Source organism: Streptomyces sp. NPDC002577 (assembly GCF_053594815.1).
In genome coordinates this window covers 1-17,773 of the sequence record NZ_JBSFWK010000063.1, presented here as the reverse complement: position 1 = coordinate 17,773, position 17,773 = coordinate 1, and the positions used below count along the sequence as shown (strand labels likewise).

Genomic DNA, 17,773 nt, shown 5'->3' with positions numbered 1-17,773 from the left:
ACACATCCCTCACAGCAGGGAGGGCACCTCGGCGGCTTCCACCGAGCGCGCGGCGCGCTCCAGTGCACTGGCCAGCAGCGCCAGGTCCGTCGGCCCGTTCCCCAGCTCCCGCACGGGCCGCCGGGCCGGCGGGTCCCCCATCCGCTCCCAGTCCAGCGCCACGACCGTGGGACGCAGCGTCCCGGTCCGGGGAATGCGCCCCGTGACCCGCCCCGCCTGGAACGGTGTCGTCCGCCCGTCGGCGGTCCGCAGGGTCCCGCGACCCGGCGCGGGATCATCGGCCCCGCCCGACGGCGCCTCCAGCACGATCCGCAGCGTCGCCGACCGCCCGAGCTCCGTCTCCGCCGTACGGGCCGCGCTCGCGGTGGCCGCCACGAGGTGTACGCCGAGCCGCTCGCCGTCCCGTGCGACGGCCTCCAGCGCGCGTACGACCGAGCCGGCCGCGGGGCGTCCGGGCGACCCGAGGGCCGGGGCCAGCAGCGCGTCGACGTCGTCCACGATGACGACGAGCCGGGGCAGCGGCGGCCCCGGCTCGGGACGCTCCCGGCGCCCTGCCGGCCGCAGCCGCAGTGTCGAGCTCGGCGGAGCGTCCAGATCTCCGGACGCCTGCGGGGCCGCCTGCGTACCCGGAGGCGGTGTGCCGGGTGTCTGGGCAGCGGACGCCTGGTCGCCGTGCGCCCCGGTGCCGGAGATGTGCGCGCCGGGCTGCGGGGAGGAGTGCAGCGGGGACGAGTGCTGTGCGGACATCCCGGAGGACGCCGACGTCTCGGAGAACGCGGATGACGCATGGGGCGCGAAGGAGGCTCCGGCCGTCGCCCGCGGCGCCGCAGGGGCCTCCGGCCGCCCGGGCGACCGGACTCCCGCGGCCGACCGCTGCGCCACCATCCGGCCGGACACCTCGCGCTGCGTGTGCCAGTCGGTGAAGCCGAGCCGCCCCAGCAGCTCGGCGCGGCGCTTCAGCTCGGCCGTCAGCGACTGTGCGAACTCCCGCATACGGACGGGGTCGTTGGCCGTCAGATACGTCGTGACATGCGGCAGGTCCGTACAGACCCGCAGACCGTCGCCGCGCCCGGCGGTCCCCGTGCCGCCGCCGCCCGTGGTGGCGGGCCCGCTGCTCCCCGCCCCGGCGTCGCGGCCGTCGATCAGGACGAGGGCGAGGCGGTCGGGCCGCTCCGCGGCGGCCAGCGACGCGGCCACCGAGCGCAGCAACTCCGTCCTTCCGGCGCCCGGCGGGCCGTCGATCAGCATGTGCGGGCCTTCGGCCGCGAGGTCCACGCAGACCGGGCCCCGCGGCCCGGCACCCAGCACCGGCCAGGCACGGCCGCCGAGGGCCTCCGGACTGTCGCCCGCGGCCGCCCAACGCGCCATGAGCGAGGCCGGGGTGGCCCGTGCGAGTCCCAACTCGTCCAGCAGCCGGGCCGCTTGGGGCAGGGGAGCGGACACGCGCGCGTGCCGCTCGCCCGGTGCGCCGTCCATCCGCAACGGCGCCAACGCCCGTGCGAACCGCTCGATCCAGGCCGCCGACACCGCGTCGACCGCAGCCACCGTGCCGTGCCCGGCGATCTCTCCGCGGACCGTGCGCAGCAGCCGCAGGGCCGTGGCCACGTCGCCGCTGAGCAGCGCCGCGGCCCCGCAGGCACGGAAGGCCGGGGACTCGGCACAGGCGGCCTCGTACGTCTCCGCGAGCGGTGAGGCGGGCGATGCGGCAGGGGTCTCGGCGAGGCACACGACGTGGATGCCCGCGGCGGCGCCCTGCTCGGCGAGCCGGCTCACGGCCTCCCGCAGGCCGGCCGAGCCCGGGTCCCCGTCCACCACGACCACCGTGTACGGCCCGGGACGTGCACCTCGTGCACCTCCGGCGGCATACCGGGCAGACCCGTCTGCGGCCGCCGGCCGTCCCGGCCCGCCGTCGCGCGGCAGGCGCCCGTCGGTGTGGGGCGCGTGCCCGTACGCCGTGTGGCCGTGGCCCGGCCCGCCGGTGTCGTGCCCGTACGCCCACTGCCCGCGTCCGGCGTGATCGCCGTGCCCGTCGTGGGCGTCGTATCCGTGATCGCGGCCGGGCCGACGGCCGTCAGCCCCGGTGCCGGATGAACCCGACGGGACGCCGCCCAGGCGTTCCCCTTCGCGGGCGAGGGCCTCACCCCTACCGTCCGACCAGCCGGGATTCTCCCTCCCGGCCGCCCAGGACGGCGTGCCCTCCCGCGCAGGGTGTCCCGCGCCGGGCGGACCCGCGAGCTTCTGTTCGCGCAGGTGATCGTCCAGGCGCCGGAGGAGCTCGCCCGTACGGGCGGCGGCCTGCTCGCGGTCGTAGGCGAGGAGCAGACGGCAGTCCTGGCCGTGGCCGGGACGCAGATGGGGGAGCCAGCCGAGCCAGGACCACTCGGCGGTGCGGTCCTGCACGGGGCGCGCGCGGTCCGTGCTGATCAGCACGATCTCGACCACGTCGGGCGAGTGCAACGCGGTGAGCTGCGCGATCACGGACCGGGCGAGTCCGGCCAGCCGCTCGCGCGGGCCCGCCAGGCCGAGCGCGCCGGACTCCCGCAACCCGACGGTCACGGGCACCGCGGGCAGCAGGCCCGCGCCACTCGGAGCCGGCCGGTCGGCGGTGCCGAGACGCACCACCAGCGCCTCCGGGTGGTCCGGCCCGCGCTCCCACAGTCGCGGCCCGGGGCCGAGGGCCGTGAGCAGCAGCGCCGCCGGGTCCGGCCAGGGCTCGGGTGCGGTGGCGCCCACCGGTGTCCGCTCCTGCGGCGACGCCCCGTCCGCGCGGGCCGGGGCGGCCTCGCCGTGATCGTCCCTGCCGCGCGCCAGCCGTCGGGCCCAGGCCGTGAGGCCTCCGCGGCGACGCAGGCTCCGCGGCACCGTCGTGCCGCGGGCGGGGGTGCCCATACGCGTGCGCTCGTCGGGCAGCAGCTCCGCCTCCGGATCCGTGCCCTCGCCGACGCTTGCGGCCGGGCCGAGGACGCCGTCTCGCCCGGCCCCCGTGTCCGTATGCCCGAACGCGCTCTCGTGCCGGGCGGCCGCGCCTGCTGCGGACTCCGCCGGACCGCTCTGCCGCCGGCCACCGCGGTCCGCCCCGGGGTCACCGCTCCCCGCCGCATACGTCTCGTGAGGGCCGACGTCCGCGCGGGTCCAGGCTCCGGCCGGTCCCTCTCCGTACGTGGCTCGCCCGCCGTCGCCCGCCCCCGTGTCCCGGTCCGGCGTCCCCATGCCGTACGCATGGTGCGTCTCGCCGGAGGGTCCTGGCCCGCCCCGGCCCGCGGCGGGAACCTGAGCCGGATGACCGTCGGCCACGCGCGCGTGTGCCGCGTCGGGGTCGTCGCCCTGCGCCGCTCCGGCGGGGCACAGCACGCGCAGGTGGCCCTCGCCGTCCGGCGCCGTCGGCAGCGTGGCCGCCGCGTCCCCCGTCGGTGCCAGCCGGAGGGCGGATTCACCGAGGCGCAGCAGGGCCCCGGGCTGGAGGCGGACAGGGCGGTCGCCTATCGGCGTGCCGTTCACCGTCGTGCCGTTCGTGGAGCCGAGATCCGTGACGGAGATCCCGCCGTCCGGGGCGACCGTCACGGCGCAGTGCAGCCGCGACACGTCCGGGTCGTCCAGCGGTACGTCGGCGTCCGCCGAGCGGCCGATGTCGATCCGCCCGCCGTGCAGCAGATGGACGCCGCCCGCGTCGGGGCCCGCGACGACGTGCAGCTGGGCCGTGGCGCCCTCCAGGTCGGGGCCGGGATCGGCGGGAGCGCCCAGCGCGAGCACGGCACCGTCGACCAGGGGCGGTTCGCCCAGCGTGCAGCGCTGCGCGTCGAGCCGCTCCGCGCCCGCGTACAGCACCGCGGGACCGTCGCCGCCCGCGACCGCCGCCGCCAGGCCCGAGGCGACCGCTGCGAGCGCGGTCCCGGCCGGCGCGGTGACCAGCACGTCGCACACGGCCGCGCGGCCCGTCGGTTCGGGTCGCGGCCCCAGGACGGTCAGCCGGATCTGCATCGCCGTCAGCAGTCCCTTCTGCGGGCACCCGGCACGGGGTTGCGCTGTGATTCCCCCCACCGCACACGGGCACGTCGGCCAGTACGGGAGGCATCCTCGCACCTGCCGCTGACAACACGCCCGGCGACCACCCGTAAGTGATCTTGATTGGTCGGCTCTGCCCGCAAAAGTACCCGCCCTGCGCGATGCCGCTGTCCGGTTGGGACCGTCCGCGGAACGCGAGCAGCGACGCGGTACCGATGTGAAACCGGCAACCAACACCCCCGGCAGCGCGTCTTTCCCCACCACGAACGGACGTGTCTCGGGGAGGATCACACAGGAAGTCGACAGGCCGGAGGTCCGCTTGCTCCCACTACAGTGGTTCGGAACATCGGGACGGTCACGGCCACCGGGACCACCGGGCCGCGAGGTCCACGAGATACGGCGGCTCCGCAGGGAACTGCCGGGAACCGCTGACAGGCGCTGACAACCGCCGAACCCTCCGGAAGCCGTCACGGCGGCCGGACAGCAGGCGCAGTCAAGTCCAGCAGAGCAAGCGGACGAAACACAAACCAAGCACAGCAGGCAGAAGCAAGCACACCAGTGCGAGCAACAGACCAGCCAGGGCAAGAAACAAGCAGGGAGCGCATGACGTGCGGCCGGTAGGCAGCAAGTACCTGCTCGAGGAGCCGCTCGGACGCGGCGCCACGGGCACCGTCTGGCGAGCCCGCCAGAGGGAGACCGCGGGCGCGGAAGCGGCCGTGCCGGGCCAGCCCGGCGAGACTGTGGCGATCAAGGTCCTCAAGGAGGAGCTCGCCAACGACGCGGACGTCGTGATGCGCTTCCTGCGCGAGCGATCCGTACTCCTGCGGCTCACGCACCCCAACATCGTGCGGGTGCGCGACCTCGTCGTGGAGGGCGATCTGCTCGCCCTGGTCATGGACCTGGTCGACGGCCCGGACCTGCACCGCTATCTGCGCGAGAACGGGCCGTTCAGCCCCGTCGCCGCCGCCCTGCTGACCGCCCAGGTCGCCGACGCGCTGGCCGCGAGCCACGCCGACGGCGTGGTGCACCGGGACCTCAAGCCCGCCAACGTCCTGCTGAAGCAGGAGGGCGGCCAGATGCACCCGATGCTGACCGACTTCGGCATCGCACGCCTCGCGGACTCGCCGGGCCTGACCCGCACACACGAGTTCGTCGGCACGCCCGCGTACGTCGCGCCGGAGTCCGCCGAGGGCCGCCCGCAGACCTCCGCCGTCGACGTCTACGGCGCGGGGATCATGCTGTACGAGCTGGTCACCGGGCGTCCGCCGTTCGCCGGCACCTCGGCTCTCGAGGTGCTCCACCAGCACCTCAGCGCGGAGCCGCGCCGCCCGTCCACGGTGCCCGACCCCCTGTGGACCGTCATAGAGCGCTGCCTGCGCAAGAACCCGGACGAACGCCCCAGCGCCGAGAACCTCGCGCGCGGACTGCGCGTCGTCGCCGAGGGCGTGGGCGTGCACGCGAACGCGATGCAGATCGCGGCCGCGGAGGGCGTCGGCGCCCTGCTCGCGCCGGACCCGTCCCCCGCCGCGGTCCCCGGGATCCCGGGCGCCGCAGACCCCACGCAGGTGCTGCCCCACGGAGCGGGCGCGGGGGCGAACCTGGGTGCGTACGACCCGAACGCCGCGACCAGTGTCATGCCGCACACCGCCGGTTCCGGCGCCGCCGACCCGACCGCGGTCCTGCCGAACCGCGGCGCGCCCGATCCGACCGCCGTCATGCCGCCGATGCCGCAGAACCGGCCCGGCGCACAGCACCCCTCCGGCGGGGCGCCCGAGGAACCGCACCCCTGGCAGAACCAGCTGCGCGCGGCCCGCGACCGCAACGAACAGACGCAGATCCAGTACCTGGACCCGAACCAGGACCCGCTGCGGCGCCGGCCTCAGCGCCAGGTCGCGCGCCCGCAGCCGAGCCCCCAGCAGCAGCGGCCGCAACCGCAACCGCAGCAGCAGCCTCAGCCGTACGCGCCGCAGCGACAGCAGCCGCAGCGGTACGCCCCCGCGCCCGCCCCCCAGCCGCAGCCCCAGCGCTATGCGGAGCCGCCGCGGCAGGCACCCCGGCCGGAGCCCGAGCCCCGGCAGCCGAGGCAGCGCAGCGCCAACCCGATGAGGATCCCGGGCCTCGGCTGCCTCAAGGGGTGCCTGTTCACGATCGTCATCCTGTTCGTGGCGGGCTGGCTCATCTGGGAGCTGAGCCCCCTCCAGGAGTGGATCGGCACGACCAAGGGCTACTGGGATCAGCTGACGGACTGGTTCAACACGGTCACGGACTGGTTCGGGCAACTCGGCGGCGGATCGGGCTCCGGCTCCGGGTGACTCTGGGGATTTATCGACATCTGCAGGGTGATTTCCTCCGCGGAAGTGAAGGTTGGCTCCGCGGACGCGTAGTTTTATCGGCTGAGGCCGGGCCAGGAGGCCGCGGTGGCAGCCACTGATGCGCCCGGCCCGGGAGAGCACAGTGTCGCCGACACGCGTCCGTAGGAGCAGTCTTGGCACGGAAGATCGGCAGCCGGTACACCGCCCACCAGATCCTGGGACGCGGCAGCGCCGGCACGGTGTGGCTGGGTGAGGGCCCCGAGGGGCCCGTCGCCATCAAGCTGCTGCGCGAGGACCTCGCGTCCGACCAGGAGCTGGTCGGACGCTTCGTCCAGGAGCGCACCGCGCTGCTCGGCCTCGACCACCCGAATGTGGTCGGTGTGCGCGACCTGGTCGTCGACGGCAACGACCTCGCGCTGGTCATGGATCTCGTACGCGGTACGGATCTGCGGACCCGGCTCGAGCGCGAACGGCGGCTCGCCCCCGAGGCCGCTGTCGCCGTCGTCGCCGACGTGGCGGACGGACTCGCGGCCGCGCACGCCGCCGGCATCGTGCACCGCGACGTGAAGCCGGAGAACGTCCTGCTGGACATGCAGGGGCCGCTCGGTCCCGGCGGCTCGCATCCCGCGCTGCTCACCGACTTCGGTGTGGCCAAACTCATCGACACGCCCCGGCGCACCCGCGCGACGAAGATCATCGGCACCCCCGACTATCTCGCGCCGGAGATCATCGAGGGCCTGCCGCCGACGGCCTCCGTGGACATCTACGCCCTGGCCACCGTGCTGTACGAGCTGCTGGCCGGGTTCACGCCCTTCGGCGGCGGGCACCCCGGGGCGGTGCTGCGCCGGCACGTCACCGAGACGGTCGTGCCGCTGCCGGGCATCCCGGACGAGCTGTGGCAGCTGCTCGTGCAGTGTCTGGCCAAGGCTCCGGCCTCGCGGCTGCGGGCCTCCGAGCTCGGGGCCCGGCTCCGGCAGCAGCTGCCGCTGCTCGCCGGGATGCCGCCGCTGGATGTGGACGAGCCGGACGAGGAGCCGGAGGACGAAGCGGCCGCGGCGGCGCCTCCCGGGCCGGCGTACGACGATCCGGCGCCGGCCCCGGCCCGCGGGGACGCCCGGCGGGGCGCCGTGCCGCTGGTGCGGGGGGCTGCGCCCGACTCGAACCGGGACACGCACACGAGCATGCGGGTCCCGGCGCCCGACGAGCTCGCCGGAGGAGCCCGGGGGACGGCGCGGGCTCCGCGGGCGGCGGGTGTGCCGCGGCCCGGGTCCGCCCGGCACCGGGCCGCTGCGCGGCGGCGGCGGATCACGCTGGGGGTCGCCGGGGTGGTGTTGGCGGCCGCGGTGGGCGTCGGGGCGTGGCTGGCCACGTCGGGGGGCGACGCGGGGGCGACACCCCAGGACACGGAGACCTCGGCGCCTGCCAGTCCCTGACGGGGGCGTGCGGGTGGGCGCCTCTGCCGGTGGTGGTCGCGGCACGCGGGCGTCTACCGGCCGGTGGCCCCGCCGTCACCGTTGTGGGCAGGCGTTCCGCAGGGCTGGGGGCACCTCCCACGCCCTTAAGGCAGTGGGGGAGGGTGGGCACAACCCACGACGGCGGGTGACCCTGCGTATGGCTTGCACCACGCAGTGGGTGGGCGCACCCGGAGGCGGCTACTGAGCGTACGACGTGCACCACGCAGTGGTTACGCGCACCCCCCCGGAGGGGGAAGCGAACGTTGCGCCAGCCGTTACGCTGGAGGGCGTGGCAGTCGTCGATGTATCCGAAGAGCTCAAGTCCCTCTCCTCGACCATGGAGTCGATCGAGGCCGTCCTGGACCTCGACAAGCTGAGGGCAGACATCGCCGTGCTCGAGGAGCAGGCGGCCGCGCCGTCCCTGTGGGACAACCCCGACGAGGCGCAGAAGATCACCAGCCGGCTCTCCCACCTGCAGGCCGAGGTCCGCAAGGCGGAGGCCCTGCGCGGGCGGATCGACGACCTCGGCGTGCTCTTCGAGCTCGCCGAGGCCGAGGACGATCCCGACACCCGCGCGGAGGCCGAGCAGGAGCTCACCGACGTCCGGAAGGCGCTGGACGAGATGGAGGTCCGGACCCTCCTTTCGGGTGAGTACGACGCCCGTGAGGCGCTCGTGAACATCCGCGCGGAGGCCGGCGGCGTCGACGCCGCCGACTTCGCCGAGAAGCTGCAGCGCATGTATCTGCGCTGGGCCGAGCAGAAGGGCTACAAGACCGAGGTCTACGAGACGTCGTACGCCGAAGAGGCCGGCATCAAGTCGACCACCTTCGCCGTCCAGGCGCCGTACGCCTACGGAACGCTCTCCGTGGAGCAGGGCACCCACCGCCTCGTCCGCATCTCGCCCTTCGACAACCAGGGCCGCCGCCAGACGTCCTTCGCCGGTGTCGAGGTGCTCCCGGTCGTGGAGCAGTCCGACCACGTCGAGATCGACGAGACGGAGCTGCGGATCGACGTCTACCGGTCCTCCGGGCCCGGCGGTCAGGGCGTCAACACCACCGACTCCGCGGTGCGCATCACGCACCTTCCGACCGGCATTGTCGTCTCCTGCCAGAACGAGCGCTCGCAGATCCAGAACAAGGCCACGGCCATGAACGTCCTGCAGGCGAAGCTGCTCGAGCGGCGCCGCCAGGAGGAGCAGGCCAAGATGGACGCCCTCAAGGGCGACGGCGGCAATTCCTGGGGCAACCAGATGCGTTCGTACGTCCTCCACCCGTACCAGATGGTCAAGGACCTGCGGACGGAGCACGAAGTGGGCAACCCCGAGGCCGTCTTCAATGGCGAGATCGAGGGGTTCCTCGAGGCCGGAATTCGCTGGCGCAAGCAGCAGGAGAAATAACCTGCCGGTTTGTCGACAAGGCAACTGCCGCTCAATGAGCGGCAGTTGCCTTTTGTGTTCCTGATTGTCTGCCTTTTACATCACACTCACATGTCTTTACGGCGGTCAAGTCACCCCATATCCGGCATCGCGTGCGCAACGACCTTGACGTTGCTGTGAAAACTGGGAAGGCTAACGCGCGGCATGCGTATCTCTGGGGCGCGTGTGAACAGGGGGCCCACTCAAGAGAGTTGCCCCACCGCTGCCCCGGGCGCTGCTCCATTGACGATCAGCTACTGGGGGTAGCAGGCAGATGACCAAGAAGACGCGGATCCGCGTGGCGCGGATAGCAGCCGGTGCGGTGATCGCCGCCGGTGCTTCGCTGACCGCCGCCGGTGCCGCTTCGGCCCTTGACGTCGGTGTCGACCTGGGTGTCGTGGGCGTCGACGCGAAGGCCGACGACAGCGGCGTCGGTGTCGACGTGAACGTGCCGGCGGCCGACGAGCCGGAGGACCCGGCGCCTTCCGACACCGGTATCCCGGGCGAGGACCCGACGGACCCGACGGACCCGACCGACCCCACCGACCCGACCGAGCCCACGGTCGAGCCGACGGACCCCACGGAGCCCACCCAGGAGCCGACCGAGCCCACCGAGGACCCCTCGGACCCGGGTAACGGGAACGGCAACGGGAACGGCAATGGCAATGGCAACGGGAACGGCAACGGGAACGGGAACGGTGGCGGCAACGACAACACCGACCCCGACGGCGGCTCTCAGCCCGTCGAGCAGAACGAGGGCAAGGAGGCGCTGACGGACACCGGCTCCGAGCAGGCCAAGGACTCGGGCGAGCTCGCCGAGACCGGTGCCGCCGAGACCACCTTCCTCCTGATCGGTGCCGCCACGATGATCGCCGGTGGCATCGGCTTCCGCCTGCTGCCGCGCCTCGTGGGCGGTCGCGCCGCCGTCTGATCAACGGCGGCGCCGTACGCGTACGACGCCCGGCATGGGCAAGGGCCCGGAGCGCTTCTGGCTCCGGGCCCTTCTCATTGGCCTCGTTGACACGTCCGCGCCGCGGTGACGCTCAGTGTTTCATTACGTTCTGTAAGTGATCGGAGGCCCGTTCTACGTGGGCGCCTCAGAGTGGCTGCGCGGTTACGTGCGGTGACCGGCTTGTGGACTACACGGTCTGGTGCGCCAACAGGGCCACCGCTGCGATCAGCACCGCCAGCAGCGCTATCAGCGCCATCGGGTTGAGGCCTCCGAACGGGCCCTCCTGCTGCAGCCGCTCCCGGTTCGCCCGGCAGACGGGGCAGCGGCCTTCGCTCACAGGCGCAGCGCAGTTCGCACACACCAGTCGGTCGTAGGTCATGCGCTTGCCCTCCTTGCGTCTGAACCGGCGCCGCTCCCGCGGAGCTGGTCGTCTGCCGCCGGGGTCTGCTCAGTCGAATGTTGCTGTGTCTTCACCTGAACAACGGTCCGCGGTGGACCGCAGTTCCCTCCTCCACTGTGCCAGCTTCCGCGGATTTCGGCGCGGCTCCTCCGATCCTGCCCGCGGCACGCCGGATTCAGCCCGTTCCGTTCCATGACAAATAGTGCAACCGGAGAGCAAGTGAGCAGGCCGACTGCGCCCCGGCGCCAGGTTCGCGTATGGTCACGGTCACCTACCCCCGGCGACCCGTGGTGCATCCGTGATCCGATTCGACAACGTCTCCAAGGTCTACCCCAAGCAGACCCGCCCCGCTCTGAGGGATGTGTCCCTCGAGGTCGAGCGTGGTGAGTTCGTGTTCCTGGTCGGCTCCTCCGGCTCCGGAAAGTCCACCTTCCTGCGGTTGGTCCTGCGCGAGGAGCGCGCCAGCCACGGACAGGTGCATGTCCTGGGCAAGGACCTCGCGCGGCTGTCCAACTGGAAGGTGCCCCAGATGCGCCGCCAGCTGGGAACCGTCTTTCAGGACTTCCGCCTGCTGCCGAACAAGACGGTCGCCGAGAACGTCGCGTTCGCGCAGGAGGTCATCGGCAAGTCACGCGGTGAGATCCGCAAGTCCGTGCCGCAGGTGCTCGACCTCGTAGGGCTCGGCGGCAAGGAGGAGCGGATGCCGGGTGAGCTCTCCGGTGGTGAGCAGCAGCGCGTCGCGATCGCGCGGGCCTTCGTCAACCGGCCCAAGCTGCTGATCGCCGACGAGCCCACGGGCAACCTCGACCCGCAGACCTCCGTCGGGATCATGAAGCTCCTCGACCGCATCAACCGGACCGGCACCACCGTCGTGATGGCGACCCACGACCAGAACATCGTGGACCAGATGCGCAAGCGCGTCATCGAGCTGGAGAAGGGCCGCCTCGTCCGCGACCAGGCACGTGGCGTCTACGGCTACCAGCACTGACCGGCTCCGAGCACCTGTCCATGGAAAGGCCTGAGTAGACGCCATGCGCGCCCAGTTCGTCCTGTCGGAGATCGGCGTCGGTCTCCGCCGCAATCTCACGATGACCTTCGCGGTCGTCGTCTCCGTCGCCCTCTCGCTGGCCCTGTTCGGCGGTTCGCTGCTGCTGCGCGACCAGGTCAGCACGATGAAGGGCTACTGGTACGACAAGGTCAACGTCTCGATCTTCCTCTGCAACAAGAGCGACGCCGAGTCGGACCCCAACTGCGCCAAGGGCGCCGTCACGACCGAGCAGAAGAAGCAGATCGAGAGCGATCTGAAGAAGATGCCGGTCGTCGAGAAGGTCACGTACGAGTCGAGCGACGAGGCGTACAAGCACTACAAGGAGCAGTTCGGCGACTCGCCGCTGGCCGACTCCCTCACCCCGGACCAGATGCAGGAGTCGTACCGCATCAAGCTGAAGGACCCCGAGAAGTACCAGGTCATCGCGACCGCCTTCAACGGCCGGGACGGCGTGCAGTCGGTGCAGGACCAGAAGGGCATCCTGGACAACCTCTTCGGGCTGCTGAACCTGATGAACCGGGCCGCGCTCGGCGTGATGGCGCTCATGCTGATCGTGGCGCTGTTGCTGATCGTCAACACGGTGCGCGTCTCCGCGTTCAGCCGGCGGCGCGAGACCGGGATCATGCGCCTGGTCGGTGCCTCCGGCTTCTACATCCAGGCGCCGTTCATCATGGAGGCCTCGGTCGCCGGTCTGATCGGCGGCGGTCTCGCCTGCGTTCTGCTGATCATCGGGCGCTACTTCACCATCGACCACGGCATGGCCCTGTCCTCGAAGCTCAACCTGATCAACTTCGTGGGCTGGGACGCCGTGTTCATGAAGCTCCCGCTGATCCTCGCGACGAGCTTTCTGATGCCGGCGCTTGCCGCGTTCTTCGCGTTGCGCAAGTACCTGAAGGTGTGACGCATGACCAGAGCGCCGCGCGGTCCAACGCACCGTGCGGCGCTCTGCGTTGTCCTAGACTCACCGGCATGTCAGGTCTTGACCCGTTCTCCAGGCCCCGCCGCGCGCGCCACGGGGCTGCCCTGACATTGGTCTTCGCAGGCGTGCTGGCCACCGGTGTGGCCACCGGTGCCTGGCACACCGAGCCCGGTCAGTCCCGTAAGTCCGCCGCCGGCTCCTTCGGTTCGGTCTCCGCCGCGCACGAGGAGGACGTGACCAAGGCGGCTGCGGAGGCGATGGCCGACGGCAAGTCCGTCACGGATGCCGCTGAGCGGGCCGTGAGCCGTAGCGGGGACCGCTGGGGCGCCGTGTACTCACCCACCGAGTACGAGAAGTTCGAGCAGGCCCTCGAGGGCGAGTACACCGGTGTCGGGCTGTGGGCCAGCCGCGCACAGGACGGGCGGATCCAGGTGGCCCGCGTCCAGTCCGGCGGGCCCGCCGAGCGGGCCGGCATCCGCGCGGGAGACTGGCTGAGCACGGTCGACGGCGAGCGCATAGCGGGCCGGCCCACCACCGAGGTCGTGGCCCTGCTGCGCGGCGACGAGAAGAGCGCGGCGGCCGGAAGTGCTGTGACCCTCGGTATGCAGCGGGGCACGCGCGCGTGGAGCGTGACGCTGCGCCGGGCCCTGCTCTCCACGGACTCCGTCACCGTCCGGCGGCTCAAGAGCGGTGCCCTGCTCATCAAGATCGCGGCCTTCACCAAGGGCTCGGGCGACCGCGTACGGTCCGCCGTGCGCGACGCCCCCGCCGGCGCCGGCATCCTCCTCGACCTGCGCGGCAGCTCCGGCGGCCTGGTCAGCGAGGCCGCGACGGCGGCCTCCGCCTTCCTGGACGGCGGTCTCGTCGCGACGTACGACGTGCGGGGTGAGGAGCGCGCCCTGCACGCGGAACCCGGCGGCGACACCGAGCGGCCGATGGTCGCGCTCGTCGACGGCGGCACCATGAGCGCGGCGGAGCTCCTCGCCGGCGCCCTGCAGGACCGTGGCCGCGCCGTCATCGTGGGCTCCAGGACCTTCGGCAAGGGCTCCGTGCAGATGCCGAGCCGGCTGCCGGGCGGGTCCGTCGCCGAGCTCACCGTCGGCCACTACCGCACCCCGTCCGGGCGCGCCGTCGACGGCCGGGGCATCACACCCGACCTCGAGGTGGACAAAGGCGCGCAGAAGCAGGCCGAGACGGTATTGAGTGGCCTCGGATCCCCCTCGTAGTGCGAAAATGGCGGCACTATGGCAAAGGAAAAAGGGCGCAAGCTGATCGCGCAGAACAAGAAGGCGCGGCACGACTACCACATCCTCGACACCTATGAGGCCGGCATGGTCCTCACCGGCACCGAGGTGAAGTCGCTGCGCCAGGGGCGGGCCTCGCTGGTGGACGGCTTCGTGCAGCTCGACGACGGCGAGGCGTGGCTGCACAACGTGCACGTGCCGGAGTACAGCCAGGGGACCTGGACCAACCACAGCGCCCGCCGCAAGCGGAAGCTGCTGCTGCACCGCGAGGAGATCGAGAAGCTGTTCTCCAAGTCCCAGGAGACGGGGCACACGATCGTGCCCCTTGCGATGTACTTCAAGGACGGCCGCGCCAAGATCGAGATCGCGCTGGCCAAGGGCAAGAAGGAGTACGACAAGCGGCAGACGCTGCGCGAGCAGCAGGACCGCCGGGAGGCGGACCGCGCGATCTCGGCGGCGCGCCGGCGGCAGCGGGCCTGAGCGACGCCGGGGGGAATTGGCTGGCACCCTCTGGCGTTGGTCACGTACGATGGCACCTGCCCCTCATCGAGGGGGCGCGGTTTTGAAAAATCAACATGGGGATGATCGGTTTCGACAGCGGCTGTCGAAGCAGGGGAAGCGTGTCGAGGAAGCGGCCATGATCTCGTAAACCACAGGCCGAAACCAATAATCGCCAACACCAAGCGCGATTCCTTCGCCCTCGCTGCCTAAGTAGCGACTTGCGAAGTGTCAGCCCGGGGCTGTTCCCGACCCGGATCCTGGCATCAGCTAGGGGACTAAACCTTGATCCCGGTCACGGGGTGAAGAGGGAAACCAAACAGTGACTGAGCCCGTCGGAGACTTGTTCGCGTGATCTCCGGGGCCGAGAAAAGCGAAGCGGACTGCACACGGAGAAGCCCTGATTCCGCACCGTTGGACGCGGGTTCGATTCCCGCCATCTCCACGCTATGTAAACGGCCTTTGACCTGCGAAAACATCAGCAGGGCAGGGGCCGTTTCCATGTTGTGGGGCAGGCTGGGGGCACACGGCAGGTTGGCCAGATCTGCGGAGGCGAGACCTCACGGCGCCTGGGACGCCACCGGTGGATTATCGAACGCACGATGGCCTGGCTCACCGCATATCGCCGCCTCCACCGACGCTACGAACGCAAGGCCGAGCTCGCCTGCGCCCTCATCTGCTATCGGCGGCTCGCCCTCTGATGTGGGCCTGTAGCAGGTTCACCGCCAGGTCGTGGCCGTAATGATTGGCCATGTCCATCGGAGTGCGACCCTCTTGATCTGCTAGCTCAGGATCAGCCCCGAAAGCCAGCAACACAGCAGTGGTATGCACAGTCAACGGTTGGCCGCTCCGCAGCGAGCCATCGCCCTCGACATCGATCGCGTGCGTCAGCAGCGTCATGTTGCTGAAGACTTCATCGGGATCGGAACCGTCGGCCAGCAACCGGGCCAGGGTCTCCGCGTCCTCGTGCTCGACCGCGCGATGGGCGGGTGTCCAGTAGTCACTCACCAGGGCATTCAACCGCCACCGCAGCACGTCTCCCAGCGGCTTTCTCCACCGTCAGTCGCCAAATGAGATGGCTCTAAGGCCATGTGGAGCGGCATGCCGCAACGGCACCAGAGGTCCGTCAGCCAAGAGCCTTCAACCGGGCATCGTGGCGGCCTCTCTCCGTGTGGACATAGGTCACGGAGAGCCGCCGCGGGCGCTTGTCTGTGGTCGGTCTTTGCGGTTGGGGCCTGCTGATCCCAGGTTCTGGATCATGGAAAGCAGGCAGGAAATTCCCAACTTCCCGGGCTCACCGGGCTCGTGACATCCAGCACAATCCTTTGCTGAAATTTGAAGATCATGGTTTCGCTGTCGCAAACTCCATGAGCAATCTGGCGATCGGGGTGCGCCGTGGAACGTTCAGGCTTTGAGGAATACCGAAGTGCGTAAGGCTGTAAAGATCACCATTGGCGTAGCTGCTGCCCTTGTGGTTGTGGCTGCTGTGTCGTCTCAAGGGGACGGCGAGCAGGCTGACGCCCAGGCGTCCACTTCGGTGACCGAGGCTTCCGCTGAGAAGACCAGCGCGAAGGACAAGGAGACGACCGAGCCCAAAGCCGACGGCAAGACCAAGGCCGAGCAGTTCATCGCCTTCGTGAAGAAGAACGGTCTGTCGGCGGAGAAGAAGGCCGTCAAGCATGTCACCAAGGTCCGGGTTGCTGACGAGACCAACGACATTCTCGACAGCGCCGATGTCTACACCGACCTCACCGGTGACATCGTCAGCGGCGACGCGTCCACGGCCCGGCTGATCGCTTCCGCCTTCGCCGACTGGAAGCAGTCCAAGAACGGTCTCGTCACCGTCTACAACGCCGACGGCGAGATGCTCGACAACGGCGAGTTCTGAGCCCGTCCATCGCTGTGCCCCGGCGGCTTCCCCGGGGCACAGCCATGTTCGCGGTCCGGTTGTGTCGGGTGTCTCAGAGTTGACCTTCCGGACACACTGTGGACCTGCCCAAGCCTCCTGGTCAGAGTTTTACGCCCTGTGTGGGGCCAGGCTTGTACGAAGCGCAGACGATCAAGACATGGGAGAGACCCGGACACCGGTGTCTCGGTGGGGCTCGTCTGCAGCATTCAGCCACGGGCAGCGACGATCAGTGTTCCGGTCTTCCGGTTGCCGGGCGGTGCTGGCAGGACCCGCGCCGTGGGGTCCTCGAAACCGGTCTCGCGCAGCAGCCTGATCCAGACGTGGGGCTCGTAGTCCCAGCGCTTCACGACGAGCGGGTCCTCGTCGGAGGCGCGGGGAATATACGACGCCTGGCAGCCGTAGCAGCCTTCGACGGGCGGCCGCTGCGAGAAGACGAGCGTGCCGCCAGGGCGGAGACGGCGGCGGATGAGCGGCAGTAACGCCGCGGGGTCGGTGAACCATACAGCGCCGTACACGGAGTACACGGCGTCGAAGTCGTCGCCGTGCTCCTGCAACAAGGCGAGGGCCTCCGCTCGGCGCAGCTCGAGCCCGCGGGTTCCTCCCCACCGTTCCTCGGCGGTGCGCAGCTGCACAGGCGAGACGTCGATGCCCACGGCGTCCATACCCAGCGCCGCCAGATGGGCCGTGTTGCCGCCCTTCCCGCACCCGAGGTCGAGGACGCGCCCGCCGGCGGGCAGGTCGAGGAGCTCGACGCCCGGGCCGTGGTCCTCGTACTGGGTCCAGTTGAACCAGGTCGTCTCGCCGTGGGCGTTCACCGGCCGGCGCTCGGGCCGCAGCCGCGAGTAGGTATCCCAGGCGATTGCCGTCTCTGTCACTGCCTGCTCCGATCAGAAGGCCAGCCGCCCGGCAGCGACGCCGGACGGCTGGAGTCTTGCACGGTCGGTGGTGCTACTTCTTGCCACCGCTGTTGGGGCTGTCGGTGCATCCGGCGTGGCATTGGGTGCATTCGGACGAAGCCTCGGGCCATAGCTTCCCGTCGACCGTGTACCCGGCGGCGGTGATTGCCGCGAGGGTGCGCTCACGCGTCTCTGTGGGGCTGCCGGGCATCTGCTCGTCCTCGCTGGTCGGGACGTGGTGGACGAATTGGCCGACGACGTTCTGGCAGAAGTCGGCGTAGTCGACGGTGTGCAGGATGAACGTGTGCCAGCCGATGTCCACCAGCTTGCTCGGCGCGAGGGACTGGCCGGGCTGCTGGCCGGAGGTGGCGAGGAACGCGGCGGTCTGGCCGACGATGCGGCGTGCGGTCGCCTCGCTGATCTCCGGGTGGTCGGTGGTGATGCGGTGGGCGAGTCGCTCGGTCACCTCGGGTTCGACGAGGACGGCCGGGTCGGTGGTACCCACGGGACGCTCTAACGCGATGGTCACGTCTTCCTCCTGTTGTGGACGGATGCCCTGGTTGGGGGCTTGGTGCCCCGCCCGCCCTCCGTCGTGCACGGGGTGCGAGGACGGGTGGGAGTCTTCAGCGGCTAGGGCGCGTATCGAGTCGTGATCAATCTGCGCGATCCGCCCTCGCGGAGGGGCCTGGGCCGGTAGATCTTCTTGCGTGACGCGAGTGCAACTG

14 protein-coding genes, 1 other RNA gene and 1 pseudogene are annotated in these 17,773 nt (G+C 71.0%); 11 read left to right on the top strand and 5 right to left on the bottom strand.

Features of this window, described 5'->3' with window-relative positions:
* Nucleotides 1-9: 9 nt before the first annotated feature.
* Nucleotides 10-3,978: an FHA domain-containing protein gene (locus tag ACWD4J_RS40570; protein ID WP_451400572.1), complete on the bottom strand. Its 3,969-nt coding sequence runs from the start codon at nucleotides 3,976-3,978 to the stop codon at nucleotides 10-12.
* Between the two features lie 632 nt (nucleotides 3,979-4,610).
* Here ACWD4J_RS40570 and ACWD4J_RS40565 point away from each other — a divergent pair.
* From ACWD4J_RS40565 to ACWD4J_RS40550, 4 genes are all read left to right on the top strand, one after another.
* Entirely contained in the window at nucleotides 4,611-6,314 is a 1,704-nt protein-coding gene (locus tag ACWD4J_RS40565; protein ID WP_451400571.1) for a serine/threonine-protein kinase, read from the top strand.
* A 173-nt stretch (nucleotides 6,315-6,487) separates the two neighbouring features.
* The gene (locus ACWD4J_RS40560) at nucleotides 6,488-7,747 is read left to right on the top strand and encodes a serine/threonine-protein kinase (RefSeq protein ID WP_451400570.1); all 1,260 of its coding nucleotides are present in this window, start codon (nucleotides 6,488-6,490) and stop codon (nucleotides 7,745-7,747) included.
* A 310-nt stretch (nucleotides 7,748-8,057) separates the two neighbouring features.
* Entirely contained in the window at nucleotides 8,058-9,164 is a 1,107-nt protein-coding gene (prfB, locus tag ACWD4J_RS40555; protein ID WP_451400569.1) for a peptide chain release factor 2, read from the top strand.
* A gap of 292 nt (nucleotides 9,165-9,456) precedes the next feature.
* Nucleotides 9,457-10,113 (top strand): LPXTG cell wall anchor domain-containing protein, encoded by a 657-nt coding sequence (locus ACWD4J_RS40550; protein WP_451400568.1) that lies wholly within the window; start codon nucleotides 9,457-9,459, stop codon nucleotides 10,111-10,113.
* A gap of 208 nt (nucleotides 10,114-10,321) precedes the next feature.
* On the opposite strand, the gene ACWD4J_RS40545 is transcribed toward ACWD4J_RS40550, so the two are convergent.
* The gene (locus ACWD4J_RS40545; protein ID WP_451400567.1) at nucleotides 10,322-10,513 is read right to left on the bottom strand and encodes a hypothetical protein; all 192 of its coding nucleotides are present in this window, start codon (nucleotides 10,511-10,513) and stop codon (nucleotides 10,322-10,324) included.
* A 319-nt stretch (nucleotides 10,514-10,832) separates the two neighbouring features.
* On the opposite strand from ACWD4J_RS40545, the gene ftsE reads away from it, so the two are divergent.
* The 6 genes and pseudogenes from ftsE to ACWD4J_RS40515 form a co-directional block, all read left to right on the top strand.
* On the top strand, nucleotides 10,833-11,522 hold the full coding sequence (gene ftsE / locus ACWD4J_RS40540; protein WP_451400566.1) for a cell division ATP-binding protein FtsE: 690 nt from the start codon (nucleotides 10,833-10,835) through the stop codon (nucleotides 11,520-11,522).
* A 43-nt stretch (nucleotides 11,523-11,565) separates the two neighbouring features.
* Entirely contained in the window at nucleotides 11,566-12,483 is a 918-nt protein-coding gene (ftsX, locus tag ACWD4J_RS40535; RefSeq protein ID WP_451400565.1) for a permease-like cell division protein FtsX, read from the top strand.
* A 68-nt stretch (nucleotides 12,484-12,551) separates the two neighbouring features.
* Nucleotides 12,552-13,727, top strand: a complete 1,176-nt coding sequence (locus tag ACWD4J_RS40530) for a S41 family peptidase (RefSeq protein WP_451400564.1) — start codon at nucleotides 12,552-12,554, stop codon at nucleotides 13,725-13,727.
* Between the two features lie 18 nt (nucleotides 13,728-13,745).
* Nucleotides 13,746-14,225: an SsrA-binding protein SmpB gene (gene smpB / locus ACWD4J_RS40525; protein WP_451400563.1), complete on the top strand. Its 480-nt coding sequence runs from the start codon at nucleotides 13,746-13,748 to the stop codon at nucleotides 14,223-14,225.
* Nucleotides 14,226-14,322: 97 nt separating this feature from the next.
* Nucleotides 14,323-14,691: a transfer-messenger RNA gene (ssrA, locus tag ACWD4J_RS40520) on the top strand.
* A gap of 100 nt (nucleotides 14,692-14,791) precedes the next feature.
* Nucleotides 14,792-14,944 (top strand): annotated as a pseudogene (locus ACWD4J_RS40515) (transposase); the annotation flags it as partial.
* Here ACWD4J_RS40515 and ACWD4J_RS40510 read toward each other — a convergent pair.
* Nucleotides 14,916-15,251, bottom strand: coding sequence for an ankyrin repeat domain-containing protein (locus ACWD4J_RS40510; protein ID WP_451400562.1), 336 nt, complete (start codon nucleotides 15,249-15,251; stop codon nucleotides 14,916-14,918). The pseudogene ACWD4J_RS40515 and the gene ACWD4J_RS40510 overlap by 29 nt on opposite strands.
* Before the next feature lie 529 nt (nucleotides 15,252-15,780).
* Here ACWD4J_RS40510 and ACWD4J_RS40505 point away from each other — a divergent pair.
* Complete coding sequence (locus tag ACWD4J_RS40505) at nucleotides 15,781-16,131, top strand: hypothetical protein (RefSeq protein ID WP_451400561.1); 351 nt, start codon at nucleotides 15,781-15,783, stop codon at nucleotides 16,129-16,131.
* A gap of 227 nt (nucleotides 16,132-16,358) precedes the next feature.
* Here the strand turns inward: ACWD4J_RS40505 and ACWD4J_RS40500 are convergent, their stop codons facing one another.
* Together ACWD4J_RS40500 and ACWD4J_RS40495 are read right to left on the bottom strand one after the other, a co-directional pair.
* The gene (locus ACWD4J_RS40500) at nucleotides 16,359-17,027 is read right to left on the bottom strand and encodes a class I SAM-dependent methyltransferase (protein ID WP_451400560.1); all 669 of its coding nucleotides are present in this window, start codon (nucleotides 17,025-17,027) and stop codon (nucleotides 16,359-16,361) included.
* Between the two features lie 73 nt (nucleotides 17,028-17,100).
* Complete coding sequence (locus tag ACWD4J_RS40495; protein ID WP_451400559.1) at nucleotides 17,101-17,577, bottom strand: glycine-rich domain-containing protein; 477 nt, start codon at nucleotides 17,575-17,577, stop codon at nucleotides 17,101-17,103.
* Between the last annotated feature and the right edge of the window lie 196 nt (nucleotides 17,578-17,773).